11 protein-coding genes are annotated in these 13,297 nt (G+C 58.6%); 9 read left to right on the forward strand and 2 right to left on the reverse strand.

What is annotated here, in order from left to right; genetic code table 11:
* Positions 1-53: 53 nt before the first annotated feature.
* Positions 54-1,025 (reverse strand): phosphate ABC transporter substrate-binding protein PstS, encoded by a 972-nt coding sequence (locus B3729_RS23290; protein WP_286789139.1) that lies wholly within the window; start codon positions 1,023-1,025, stop codon positions 54-56.
* A gap of 299 nt (positions 1,026-1,324) precedes the next feature.
* Here B3729_RS23290 and B3729_RS23295 point away from each other — a divergent pair, with 299 nt between their 5' ends.
* Both B3729_RS23295 and B3729_RS23300 read left to right on the forward strand, forming a co-directional pair.
* Complete coding sequence (locus B3729_RS23295; RefSeq protein WP_150348416.1) at positions 1,325-2,632, forward strand: MFS transporter; 1,308 nt, start codon at positions 1,325-1,327, stop codon at positions 2,630-2,632.
* Between the two features lie 30 nt (positions 2,633-2,662).
* Positions 2,663-3,841 (forward strand): M20 aminoacylase family protein, encoded by a 1,179-nt coding sequence (locus tag B3729_RS23300; RefSeq protein ID WP_167517266.1) that lies wholly within the window; start codon positions 2,663-2,665, stop codon positions 3,839-3,841.
* Between the two features lie 24 nt (positions 3,842-3,865).
* Here the strand turns inward: B3729_RS23300 and B3729_RS23305 are convergent, their stop codons facing one another.
* On the reverse strand, positions 3,866-5,176 hold the full coding sequence (locus B3729_RS23305; RefSeq protein WP_010796267.1) for an MFS transporter: 1,311 nt from the start codon (positions 5,174-5,176) through the stop codon (positions 3,866-3,868).
* Positions 5,177-5,715: 539 nt separating this feature from the next.
* Here B3729_RS23305 and B3729_RS23310 point away from each other — a divergent pair.
* From B3729_RS23310 to tssG, 7 genes are all read left to right on the forward strand, one after another.
* Positions 5,716-6,114, forward strand: a complete 399-nt coding sequence (locus B3729_RS23310; RefSeq protein WP_037030601.1) for an acyl-CoA thioesterase — start codon at positions 5,716-5,718, stop codon at positions 6,112-6,114.
* A 354-nt stretch (positions 6,115-6,468) separates the two neighbouring features.
* On the forward strand, positions 6,469-8,031 hold the full coding sequence (gene tssA / locus B3729_RS23315; protein ID WP_286789140.1) for a type VI secretion system protein TssA: 1,563 nt from the start codon (positions 6,469-6,471) through the stop codon (positions 8,029-8,031).
* 35 nt (positions 8,032-8,066) lie between these two features.
* Positions 8,067-8,573 (forward strand): type VI secretion system contractile sheath small subunit, encoded by a 507-nt coding sequence (gene tssB / locus B3729_RS23320; protein WP_122041262.1) that lies wholly within the window; start codon positions 8,067-8,069, stop codon positions 8,571-8,573.
* 23 nt (positions 8,574-8,596) lie between these two features.
* Complete coding sequence (gene tssC / locus B3729_RS23325) at positions 8,597-10,072, forward strand: type VI secretion system contractile sheath large subunit (RefSeq protein WP_010796272.1); 1,476 nt, start codon at positions 8,597-8,599, stop codon at positions 10,070-10,072.
* A gap of 11 nt (positions 10,073-10,083) precedes the next feature.
* Positions 10,084-10,491, forward strand: coding sequence for a type VI secretion system baseplate subunit TssE (gene tssE, locus B3729_RS23330; RefSeq protein ID WP_122041261.1), 408 nt, complete (start codon positions 10,084-10,086; stop codon positions 10,489-10,491).
* 9 nt (positions 10,492-10,500) lie between these two features.
* A complete protein-coding gene (gene tssF / locus B3729_RS23335; RefSeq protein ID WP_286789141.1) occupies positions 10,501-12,318 on the forward strand; it encodes a type VI secretion system baseplate subunit TssF in 1,818 nt (605 codons plus the stop codon).
* Complete coding sequence (gene tssG, locus B3729_RS23340; protein ID WP_197873394.1) at positions 12,282-13,289, forward strand: type VI secretion system baseplate subunit TssG; 1,008 nt, start codon at positions 12,282-12,284, stop codon at positions 13,287-13,289. The genes tssF and tssG overlap by 37 nt, the downstream gene beginning before the upstream one ends.
* Positions 13,290-13,297 lie beyond the last annotated feature (8 nt).

The raw sequence follows: 13,297 nt of genomic DNA on the forward strand, positions 1-13,297 counted from the left end.
GCCAATGCCCACCCGTGCAGAACACGGGCGGGCAACTGTAAAAGAAGCCGGGCTCAGAAGCCCAGATCTTTCCTGGCTTTTTCGGCAACCTTGGCTGGAATCGGAATATAACCGTCCTTCACGACTGCCTCTTGCCCTGCCTTGGACAGCACCATCTTCAGGAACTCGCTCTCCATCGGACTTAGGGGCTTGTTGGGTGCCTTGTTCACATAGATATAAAGGAAGCGGGACAGTGGATAACTACCATTCAGGGCATTCTGCTCAGTGTCTTCCACATACTTATCCGATCCTTTTTTAGCCAACGGTACGGTTCGCACGCTGGATGTCTTGTACCCGATACCGGAATAACCGACGCCGTTGAGCGACTGGCTAATGGATTGCACGACCGAAGCGGAGCCCGGCTGCTCATTCACGTTTGGCTTGAAGTCGCCCTTGCACAGCGCTTCTTCCTTGAAATATCCGTACGTGCCGGATACCGAATTTCGGCCAAACAACTGAATAGGCCGGTTGGCCCACTCGCCCGTCATGCCCAGGTCACCCCAGGTTCTGATGTCCTGTTTGCCACCGCAGAGCAGTGTGGATGAAAAGATGGCATCCACCTGTTCGATAGTCAGCCCCTTGATGGGGTTGTCTTTGTGGACAAACAGCGCCAGCGCATCTACTGCCACCGGGACCGCAGTCGGTCGGTAGCCATATTTCTGCTCGAACGCCTGAACCTCAGAATCCTTCATCCTGCGACTCATTGGTCCCAGGTTGGAAGTACCCTCGGTCAGGGCTGGGGGGGCCGTCGAGGAACCGGCCGCCTGCACTTGAATGTTTACACTGGGATAATTGCGCTTGTAGGTCTCGGCCCACAGAGTCATGAGGTTCGCGAGAGTATCCGAACCGACACTGGACAGGTTACCCGATACTCCGCTGGCCTTCTGGTAATCCGGAAGCGCCGGGTCGATGGCCGCTACAGCAGTCGTTGCGCTGAGTCCCACAGCGGCAAACGTCATGGCGACCATCAGCCTTTTGAATCTCATACCACATTCCTTGCAAGAATGATTGGGTGGCGCCCATTAGCGATAAGTGGGCATTGAGCCACTATATGACCAAAATATGAACATATTGTGACGCCAGCCAAGCCCATGGGCCGCCGCGCCCATCCTATTAGGTGCACAGCGCACCATCGTAGCGCCTGCCTGCTGTGCTCAGGCGCCTGTACAGCACAGATTCTTTCCTCAGTTTCTAGCCGATCAGGCCATTTTCAGCGTGTTGACACCCTCCGGCGCGAACCTTGCTTGCCTAGCTATCGACCTCTGGCCGTCCAAGGAGATACCCCATGGCTCATGCGCTTCCTTCGCACGCCGCCTCCGTTACGCCATCGGCAGTCGCCGCCCCACTCCCCCGCGCCAAACTGATCGCCGCTGCCAGCCTGGGTAACGGGCTGGAGATGTTCGATTTTACCGTCTTCAGTTTTTTCGCCAGTCTCATCGGCCAGTTGTACTTTCCCTCGGATACACCCTACGGCTCGCTGCTCATGGCCGTTGCTGTCTTTGGCGTTGGCTTTGTGATGCGCCCCCTGGGCAGCATGGTCCTGGGTGCCTATGCCGACCGTGCCGGACGCAAGGCGGCCATGCTGCTGACCATTCTGCTCATGGGATTGGGCAGCCTGTTTATCGCCTTGACGCCTACCCATGCCCAGATCGGGATTTTCGCACCCCTGCTTCTAGTGGTGGGGCGTCTGTTACAAGGCTTCTCAGCCGGTGGCGAGATTGGGGCAGCCACCGCGTTACTATTGGAATCAGCCAGCCGGGGTCGGCGCGGCTTTTATGTCAGTTGGCAGGTCATCAGCCAGGGCGGCAGCTCCCTGCTGGGCGCTATGCTGGCTGCGATCCTGCACGGCTCGCTCAGCGAAGAGGCGCTGCATAGCTGGGGTTGGCGCGTACCCTTTCTGATCGGTCTACTGATTATTCCGGTTGGCCTCTACATCCGAGCCCACGTTGATGAAACCTACCAGCCACAAAGCGCTGACAAGCCAGAAACCGCCCCGGTCATGGCTTTTCTGCGCAGTCATACCCGGGGCTTCCTGTTGGGTCTTTTGATCATCATGTCGGCCACGCTGATGACCTACATCATCCTGTTCTACATGCCGACGTACACCACTCGGGTCTCGCACCTTTCAGCCACAACGGCCTATTGGATGGGCACCGCCAGCAGTACTGTCCTGATGATATCCGCCCTATTCGCAGGGCTGGCGGCCGACCGCTTCGGCCACCACAAACGTTTGGCCGCTGTTGCCCTGGTGGTTGCCATTCTGGCTATCTACCCTGCCTTTGCCTGGCTGGACTCACCCGATACACAGGGGCTGGCTCTGCTGTGCCGCCTGATCGTCGTTGCCGCTCTTGGCATGAACATGACGGCCGGTCTACTGCTTATCAGCGAGTCCCTGCCCCGCCCGGTCCGGGCGACCGGTCTTGCCATGACCTATGCCATCGGCGTCACCCTGTTCGGTGGCACGGCACAGTTCATCGTGACCTGGCTGCTGCAAGTCACACAGGCTCCACTGGCACCTGCCTGGTACCTGATCGTCATGCTGAGCATCGGTCTGGCCGGCCTACTGGCCTTCCAGGAGCGCCACCTCGACTGATCTCGCCACGCGCCAACAAGAGGAATCCAAATGCCTATCGATACACTTCTTCGTGACGACGCCGCCTTGAGAATCGAAGACTTTCTGCCCGACATGGTCAATCTCCGGCGGGATATCCACCAGCATCCTGAGCTGGGCTACGAGGAGCATCGCACCAGCGACCTGGTAGCCGCCTCGCTAAGCGCCTGGGGGTATGAAGTTCATCGGGGGCTGGGCGGCACGGGCGTGGTCGGCACGCTCAAAGTCGGCTCGGGCAGTAAGCGACTTGGCATCCGCGCGGACATGGACGCCCTGCCCATTGTAGAGGCCACCGGTCTGCCCTATGCCAGTGCCAATGCCGGCCGGATGCACGCCTGCGGGCATGACGGTCACACCACAACCCTGCTGACAGCGGCCCGCTATCTGGCTGAGACACGTGCTTTTGACGGCACCCTTCATTTGATTTTTCAACCGGCCGAGGAAGGACTTGGCGGCGCATTGCGGATGATCGAAGACGGCCTGTTTGACCTGTTCCCCTGCGATGCCGTGTTTGGCTTCCATAACATGCCGGGTGTACCGGCCGGCCACTTCTGCTTTGTAGAAGGACCGGCCATGGCCTCCGCCGATACTGCCGACCTGCGTATTGTCGGCCAGGGTGGTCATGGCGCCGTACCGCACAAGGCCGTCGACCCTGTTGTCGCCAGTGCGTCGACAATCATGGCGTTGCAAAGCATCGTGTCGCGCAATATCGATCCGCTGGAAACAGCAGTCATCAGCATAGGAAGTATTCATGGCGGCCATGCCAATAACGTCATTCCCGATGCGGTAGACATGAAGCTGACGATTCGCGCCTTCAGCAACAGCGTGCGTGATCAGCTGGAGCAGCGTATCCGCGCGGTTACCCAGGCCCAAGCGGAAAGCTTTGGCGCGACTGCCCAGCTGGATTACCGTCGCGGCTATCCGGTACTGGTCAACCATACCCAGGAAACTGCGTTTGCACGATCAGTGGCAGAAGAGTGTTTTGGCAGCCAGTCCATTGTGCCGAATTTTGCGCCTATCAGCGCCAGCGAGGATTTCGCCTATATGCTTGAGCGGTGTCCGGGGTGTTATCTGTTCATTGGCAATGGCAACAGCGCCAGCCTGCACAACCCCGCCTACGACTTCAATGACGCCCTACTGCCCATTGGGGCACGCTACTGGGCCAAGCTTGCCGAACGCTACCTCGTCTGAGGCAGCGTTCGAGTACGCGAAGGATCAGGCCGCAACCGGTACGACACGGCGCTCCTGGCTAAGCAGCCAGGCGCCCACCAGCATGCCCAGAATGGCCAGGCCGACCACGTAATAGGCCGGCCCCAAAGGGTGCTGCTTGAGCATCAGCGTCACGATCATCGGCGTCAGGCCGCCAAAGATGGCATAGGCCAGGTTATAGGAGAACGACAGGCCCGAGAAACGTACCTCGGCCGGGAACGCCAGTACCATGACACGCGGTACGCTCCCGATCACTCCAACCGACAAGCCTGCCAGCGCATACAGCGGGAACAGCCATTCCGGATGCGTCTTTAGGCTGGCGTACATCGTCCAGGATATGATTCCCAGGAGCGCACCGCCGATCAAAAAGATCCGTCCGCTGCCAAAGCGGTCAGACAGCGAGCCCGATATGATGCAACCCACGGTCAGGAACACGATTGCCAGGCTATTGGCTCTGAGCGCTACCGCAGCAGAGAAGCCATATTGAGTCTGCAACAGCGTGGGCGTCATGAGAATAACGACCACGATACCGGCGGTCAGCATCCAGGTCAGCAGCATGGATACGACAACGGCTCCCCGGTGATCACGCAGGACCGCCTTGAGCGGCACTTCACTGGCCAGCGACTTGCGTAGCTGAAGCTCGGCGAAGACCGGGGTCTCATGCAGCCAACGGCGTAAATACACCGAAAATAATCCGAATACGCCACCGATCAAGAAAGGAAAACGCCACGCATAATCGTGCACTTCAACGGGCGTAAATACGGTATTGATCAGCGTCGCCATCAGCGAGCCGAGCAGGATGCCAAAGGTCAACCCGGCCGTCAGCGTACCGCAGGCATAGCCTACGTGGCGGTTCGGGACATGTTCGGCCACGAACACCCACGCACCCGGCACCTCACCGCCAATGGCAGCCCCCTGGATGATGCGCAACAGCAAGAGTAGCAGCGGTGCAGCAATGCCGATCTGGGCGTATGTTGGCATCAGGCCCATGCCCAGCGTGGGCAGTGCCATCATGAAGATGCTGAGCGTAAACATCTTCTTGCGTCCCAAGAGATCGCCAAAGTGGGCCATGATTACGCCCCCCAGTGGACGTGCCAGATAGCCCGCGGCAAAGATGCCGAAGGTCTGGATCTGGCGCAGCCACTCGGGCATCTCGGCAGGAAAGAACAACTTGCTTACTACGGCGGCGAAAAACACGAAGATCACGAAGTCGTAAAATTCGAGCGCGCCACCCAAGGCGGACAGGGAAAGGGTCTTATAGTCACTGCGCCCTAACGGGCGTGATTCGGGCAAGGCGGAATGGGATTGCGGTCTCATGGCTCAAGTCTCGTTAGAATTATATGCACACGTTCGCGCTAGACCGTGGAACCTGGACAAGCAGGGTTTTCCCGCACACAGGTTCGAGCTACACCGGTGAACGTCTCCCCTAGTTAAGCAGGGAGGCCGTAAATCCGCACGAGGCGGAGACGAGACATTAATACAAGAGCGAGAACCAGGGAAATGAAAAGCCGTGTGAGCACTGGGCCGTGATACGTTCGCTCCGTCATCTTGTGGACAACATTGCGAACCTGGCCCGAACCGGTTGAACGCAAACCATCACCTGTGTAGCCATGACACGGCCCGGTCGGGTCTGTCATGTGCAAACCTGCACGATATCAAATTCAAATACCGACGCCCAAGCCGTTCGGCGAATTTATTTAAACTGTCAACACCCTGTCGTACCTGACTGGCACAGTCTATATACTGCCCAGGATCAGACGACATTCGACACGCCCGGTCAGGTTGGCCATATTCTTGCTTTAAAAGGTCTCCCAGCCATCAAAATTGAAAAGGGCTCCAGGGGCGCCCCGCGCATGATTGAAGAACTCGAACAAGAAGATCCAATACCTCAAGGCGATCTGGCTATGCAGATCACCGCACTCCCACGCGAAACGAACGGGTTTGGCGATATCTATGGCGGCTGGCTCGTCGCCCAGATGGACCTGGCCGGCACGTCCATGGCCAGTCGAATCGCTCAGGGTCGCGTCGCCACGGTTGCCATCGACCGCATGGCATTTCTCGTCCCGGTTCCGGTGGGTGCACAGCTTTCCTTCTATACCCAGGCGCTGGAAGTCGGTCGTAGTTCGATTCGCATGATGGTTGAGGTCTGGAGCGATGACCCTCTCTCCAACGAATGGAGCAAGGTGACCGAAGCCGCTTTCGTTTTTGTCGCCATCGACGGCAGTGGCCGTACCCGCTCCGTTCCTCGCCGCTAGATTCTGCGAAAAAAACGGTCAGCCAAGGGTGTTTTTGTTAAGCGCCCGATGCAAAGCACGTCACGCTTGGTAGCAAATTGCCTACTCTAGACGCAACGGTTGCTACAGGTAACCGTTCGTCTCGGTAACAAATACCGCTGGGTCATCAATTCTTCTAAATGTTCAAACGGTCACATTTGCCGCCTTGTTCTAGAGGGCTTCGCTCTTTAGGATGCGCACCATTACTCATGTGCGCAATTTGCTGCACATCGAGCTGTGCAATGAATTGCACAGAATTTCGTGGGGACGATTGGCCTGGATGGCCGCTCACTATCGCTCCCCCTAAAGCAATGGATGCTTCAGCAAGGTCACGGAATGACGTTCTCCAGTTCACTCGCTACGCATTATCTGGCCCTGGCCGAACAGCCCATCGAAGCGGGCAACTTCGGCGGCGAGGACGCGCGATATTCCAGCGAGTATGAACAGCTCGAAGCCGAGCTAGCCAAAGCCTCTTCCCTTCATCAAAGCGGCCAGATCGATTGGCAGATGATTTGTGACGGCAGCGAAGCACTGCTGCGTACCCAATCCAAAGACCTGCGTGTAGCCGCCTGGCTGGTCTGGGCCTTGTATCAGCGCGAGCGCTTCACTGGCTTGCAGGCAGGTATCGCCTTGCTTCATGCCCTGTGCACCCAGCATTGGGATGCGCTACATCCACGCAAGGTACGTACGCGCGGTGCGGCCCTGGGCTGGCTGCTGACGCGTCTGGAGCCTGTACTGTCGGACTGCGCGCCAACCTCCGAACAGCTCCCGCTGTTCCAGCAACTGATAGAGCACCTGAAGGCACTGAATGCCTGCCTGTCCACACATCTAGGCGAAGAGGCTCCCTTGTTACTGCCGCTGTGCCGGCGGGTAGACGATCAGGTAAAGCGTGCCGGTCAGACGGCGACCCCAACGACAGCATCCAACGCCCCTTCGGTTGCACCCACGCTGGCTTCGTCTTCATCCAACGTGCCAACCGGGCCGATCGAAAACGACAGGGATGCCCATAAGGCCCTTCGCGCCCAGCAGGACAGCGCTCGTCACCTGTGCACCTGGTGGACCCGGCAAAAGGCGACGGACATTCGTCCGCTACGTCTGAATCGTGCCCTGCTGTGGCTGGGCATCGACAGCGTACCCGAGCACAACGCCGAACAGATCACGGCGCTTCGTGGACTTCCCACCGACAAGATCGCCTCCTATAAGGAGCGTTTCGAGCAAGGTCAGTATGCTGAATTGCTGGTGGATCTGGAGGCCAGCCTGGCACGTGCACCCTTCTGGTTCGATGGGCAACGCCTGGCCTGGGAATGCCTACAGGCACTAGGCGCTGAAGCCTCCCTGAGGGAAGTCGAAATGCCCTTCGCCCTCTTTCTGGCCCGCGTACCTGGCATTGTGGAGCTGCGCTTCCATGACGGTCAGCCCTTTGCCGATGCCGAAACACGCGCCTGGATCAGCGCCCATGTCATCCCACATACCCAGGCTCCCAGCGCGCCACGCGAGGCGGCTTCGAATAGTGGCAATAATCGTCCCGCCTGGGACGAAGCACTGGCTGCACTGCTGCCTACCCTGCGAAAGGATGGCCTCAAGCAGGCGGTTCAGACACTCAAGCAGGGCATGACCACCGCACAAGGCGGCCGTGAGCGATTTTTCTGGCAGCTCACCCTCGCCCGCCTCTGCTTCCAGGCCAAGAAATACGACCTGGCCAAGACCCAATTGCAAACACTCGACGAGACCCTGCAACGCAGCGGTCTGGCCGACTGGGAACCCGAACTCGCCCTGGAGGTTTTGCAGCTGCTCTATCAGTGCTGCGAACTGCTGCCTCAGAACCCTGGAGTACGAGACTACAAGGACGAGCTTTACCGCAGGTTGTGCCACATCGATCTCGAAGTGGTACTTGATTGAGGCCGTACGGCCTTCACACAGAAAGGAGAAATGCCATGGCCAAAGAAGGCTCGGTAGCCCCCAAGGAACGCATCAACGTCACCTTCAAACCCGCCACTGGCAATGTTCAGGAAGAACAGGAACTGCCTCTGAAGCTAATGGTTCTGGGCGACTTTACCCAGCGCGCAGACGATCGCAAGGTCGAGGATCGCAAGCCGATCAGCATCGACAAGAACAACTTCGATGAAGTCCTGGGCAAACAGGAACTGACGCTGAACCTGAGCGTACCGAACCGCCTGCAGGATGATGCGCAAGGTGAAGAGCTGGGCGTCAGCCTGAACATCAATACGATGAAGGACTTCAACCCTGCCAACATCGTGGATCAGGTGCCGGAGCTGAAGAAACTGATGGAACTGCGTGATGCCCTCGTCGCGCTGAAAGGCCCGCTGGGTAACGCCCCTGCTTTCCGCAAGGCCATCGAAAGCGTACTGGCGGACGATGACTCCCGCGAACGCGTACTGGGCGAACTCGGTTTGGCCGCCAAAGCCGACCAGGACGCTTGAACCAAGGACAAGGAAGAGTTCAGATGAGTACCAATACCGCTCTCGAAGCGACTCAAGTAACAGGCGAAGCCGGCATTCTTGACCGCATCATCGCCGAAACCAAGCTCACGCCAGATGACGAAGCCTATGGCATCGCCAAGCGTGGCGTATCTGCCTTCATCGAAGAGCTGCTCAAGCCGCAGAACGAAAAAGAGCCGGTCAAGAAAGCCCTGGTCGACCGCATGATCGCCGAGATCGATGCCAAGCTCAGCCGCCAGATGGACGAAATCCTTCACCACGCCGAGTTCCAATCGCTGGAGTCCTCCTGGCGTGGTCTGCAGATGCTGGTCGACCGCACCGATTTCCGTGAGAACAACAAGGTCGAGATCCTGAACGTATCCAAGCAGGACCTGCTGGAAGACTTCGAGGACTCGCCGGAAATCGTTCAGTCCGGCCTGTACAAGCACATCTATACAGCCGAATACGGCCAGTTCGGTGGCGAGCCGGTTGGCGCGATCATTGCCAACTACTTCTTCGACCCGAGCTCTCCAGACGTGAAGACCATGCAGCATGTGGCCAGCGTTGCGGCCATGGCGCATGCGCCCTTCGTTGCGGCAGCCGGTCCGAAGTTCTTTGGTCTAGAGGCGTTTACAGGTCTGCCCGACCTGAAAGACATGAAAGATCACTTCGAGGGCCCGCAATTCACCAAGTGGCAGAGCTTCCGCGAGCAGGAAGACTCCCGTTATGTAGGCCTGACCCTGCCCCGCTTCCTGCTGCGTACGCCTTATGACCCGGAAGAAAACCCGGTCAAGAGCTTTGTCTACAAGGAAAACGTCTCCAGCAGCCACGAGCATTACCTGTGGGGCAACACCGCGTATGCCTTCGCGACTCGCCTGACCAGCAGCTTCGCCAAATTCCGCTGGTGTCCGAACATCATTGGCCCCCAGAGCGGTGGCGCGGTAGAAGACCTGCCTCTGCACCATTTCGAAAGCATGGGTGAAATCGAGACCAAGATTCCGACCGAAGTGCTGGTTTCAGATCGCCGCGAGTACGAGCTGGCCGAGGAAGGCTTCATCGCGCTGACCATGCGCAAGGGTAGCGATAACGCGGCATTCTTCTCTGCCAACTCCGTACAGAAGCCGAAGTTCTTTGGTAACAGCGAAGAAGGCAAGAACGCCGAGATGAACTACAAGCTAGGCACCCAACTGCCCTACCTGTTCATCGTCAGCCGTCTGGCGCACTATCTGAAGGTCCTGCAGCGCGAGCAGCTGGGCAGCACCAAGGAACGTACCGACCTTGAGCTTGAGCTGAACAAGTGGATCCGTCAGTACGTGGCCGACCAGGAAAACCCCAGTGCTGAGGTTCGCGGTCGCCGTCCTCTGCGCGCTGCCAGTATCAAGGTCACCGAGGTGGATGGCGAGCCGGGCTGGTACCGTGTCGGCCTGAGCGTGCGTCCGCACTTCAAGTACATGGGCGCGGATTTCACACTGTCCCTGGTTGGCAAGCTGGACAAAGAGTGAGCAGGAGCCAGGTGATGAGCTACGGCAGTCTGTTCGAGCGTCTTTCCGGGGAAGCGGATCAACGTGCCCGCCTGACTCGGGAGCAAGCCGTTACGGCCTCGGTCGCCTCTCATCTGGCCAAAATGCTCAGCACCCGTGCGGGCAGCGTGCAGACGCAGCCCGACTACGGGTTGCCCGATCTGAACGACATGCGCCTGTCCCTGCATGATTCGCTGAATCAGGCGCGTGTCGCTATCGAACGTTTTATCGACGCCTACGAGCCCCGTTTGTCCAGCGTTCGAGTGTTATCCCTGCCCCGCAGTCATGATCCGCTGACCCTGAGCTTTATTCTCGAAGGCTGGCTGGACGTGGACGGGATCAAGAAGCAGGTCAGTTTTACCGCACGCCTGGATGGCAGCGGACAAGTGAAGGTCAGCTAAGGAAAGCACATGTCGTTCAACCACTATTACCAGAGCGAGCTGTCCGCGCTACGGCAGCTGGGCAAGCGCTTCTCCGAGCGCAGCCCGGCCCTGGCACCGTTCCTGGGTCAGAGCGGCCGGGATCCGGATGTCGAGCGCCTGATGGAAGGCTTTGCCTTTCTGACTGGACGCCTGCGCCAGAAGCTCGACGACGAGCTGCCAGAGCTGACCCACTCCCTGATGCATCTGCTGTGGCCAAACTACATGCGTCCGCTACCGGCGTTCAGCATGCTTCAGTTCGACCCGCTCAAGCGTCCCGGTGGAGCCATTACCGTTGCACGCAACACGCCAGTGGAAGCGCGTCCGGTACAGGACGTAAGCTGCCGCTTCCGGACATGCTTTACTACGGACGTGCTACCGCTGGACCTGTCCGCACTGGAGTATTCCGCTAAAGGCGAAGGTGCCCTGCTCAACCTGCGCCTGACCCTGAGCGCCGAAGGCCACCTGGGCGACATCGGCCTCAAACGCCTACGCCTGCATCTGGCCGGTGAGCGTTACATCAGCCAGACCTTGTACCTGGCACTGCTGCGTCATCTGGAAGGTGTCCAGCTGATACCGCTGGATGCCGACAACAAGCCGGTCAAGTCTCCCGACGATACGCCGATCCAGTTCAAGCTGGGGGCTGACCGACTGCGTGCGGTAGGTGTCGACGAGGAAGAAGCGCTGATCCCTTACCCGCACAATACCTTTCGGGGTTACCGCTTCCTGCAGGAGTACTTTGCCTTCCAGGACAAGTTCCTGTTCGTCGAGCTTGATGGGCTGAGCATCGTCAATGCGCTGCCTCAAGAGATCATCAAGAAGACGCGCGGCCTGGAGCTACGCTTCGATCTGCGCAAGGTGGGCAGCCAGCGTCTTCGCCCCACCCGTGACAACGTACGCCTCTATTGCACGCCGATCGTAAACCTGTTCAACCATGACGCCCTCCCCATCCGCCTGGATGGCAAGCAGGACGAGTACCTGTTGCTGCCGGCCGAATACGATACCGAGCACTGCGGCGTCTATTCCGTTGAGCGCGTGACCGGCTGGCGACCCGGCGGCATGGGCTATGAAGACTATGTGCCGTTCGAATCTTTCGAGCACGACGCAAGCTTCGATGTGCCCAAGGCGCGCCCGCATTACAGCGTGCGCCAGCGCACCTCGATCCTGCATGACGGCGTCGACACGTATCTATCGTTCGGCATTCAGGAGTCAGGCAGCCGCTTCGGTGATGCCGTAGCCCAGGAGCGCCACGAAACGCTGTCTATCGAGCTCGTCTGCACCAACCAGAATTTACCGTTGCAACTCAAGCTGGGCGACATCTGCCTGCCTAGCGAAGACACGCCGGAGTTCTTGAGCTTTCGCAATATCACTACCGCGACACCGTGCTATGCGCCGCCACTGTCACGCGATTTCCTGTGGAAGCTCATTTCCAATATGTCGCTGAATTACCTGTCGCTCTCCGATGTAGAGGCGCTCAAGGTGATTCTCGAAACCTATGACCTGCCGCGCTACTACGACCAGCATGCAGAAAAGATCAGCCGTCGCCAGTTAGGTGCCCTAAAAAGCATCAGCCACAAGCCGGTTGACCGACTCCACCGTGGACTACCCGTTCGCGGTATCAGCACCGAGCTGACCATGGACCCGGAAGGCTTTCTGGGTGAAGGCGATCTGTTTGTCTTCGCCTCGGTCCTCAATGAATTTTTCGCGTTGTACGCCAGCCTCAATTCCTACCATGAGCTGCGCGTGAAAAGCACACAAGGAGAGGTGTACCAATGGACGCCGCGCATGGGGCAACAGCCCTTGCTTTGAGCTCGCTGAGCTGCGGTATCCGTGAGTACACCCTCTTTCAGGGCATACAGCGGGTACTGGAGAAGCTCAGACAGAACAATCCCGACCTGGATGACGAAGCGCTCTACGACCGCCTCGAATTTCAGGCCAACCCGAGCCTGGGTTTTCCGGGTAGCGATATCGATCGTATCGAGTTCTTCGAAGAAGACGGTGAGATGCGCGCGCGGATGCGCCTGAACCTGGTCAGCCTGGCGGGTGCCGGCTCGCCCTTGCCTGCTTTTTATAGCGAGCAGGCATTGGGGGATGGCCCCTCCGGTAATCCGACCCGCGAGTTTCTGGATCTTTTCAATCATCGCTTCCAGCGCCTGTTGCTGCCGATCTGGCGTAAATATCGATACAACGCCAGCTTTCAACGTGGCGCTGTGGATAACTTTTCCGCACAGCTGTTCGCCCTGATCGGCCTGCGTGGCGAGACGATTCGCCAGTCGCAGGAACTCAACTGGAAGCGTCTGCTGCCCTATCTGGGCCTGCTGAGCCTGCGCGCTCACTCGGCGGCCTTGATCGAAGCAGTGCTGCGCTACTACTTCAAGCATGCCGCCATGCATATCGAGCAGTGCATCGAACGTCAGGTGCAGATCTCTACCGATCAACAGAACCGCCTGGGCCTGGGCAACAGCACCCTGGGTGAGAACCTGGTGCTGGGGCAACAGGTGCGTGATCGCAGCGGCAAGTTTCGTATTCATATTCGCGAGCTGGACTGGAACCGCTTCCACGAATTTCTTCCCATTGGCGCAGGTTATGCGCCGCTATGCGCCCTGGTGCGCTTCACATTGCGCGATCCGCTGGACTACGACCTGCGTCTGGAATTGCGCACCGATGCCATCCGCGAGCTGCGGCTTGGCGCCGATAACCCGTGCCGCCTGGGTTGGACCAGCTGGCTTGGCCATGAACATGCGGACGGCGTCGTAACGCTGGCCGGCAAGACTCATTAAGGACTGAT

Origin of the sequence: Pseudomonas sp. UBA3149, from assembly GCF_002364655.1 — a bacterium.
GTDB classification, from domain to species: domain Bacteria; phylum Pseudomonadota; class Gammaproteobacteria; order Pseudomonadales; family Pseudomonadaceae; genus Chryseomonas; species Chryseomonas luteola.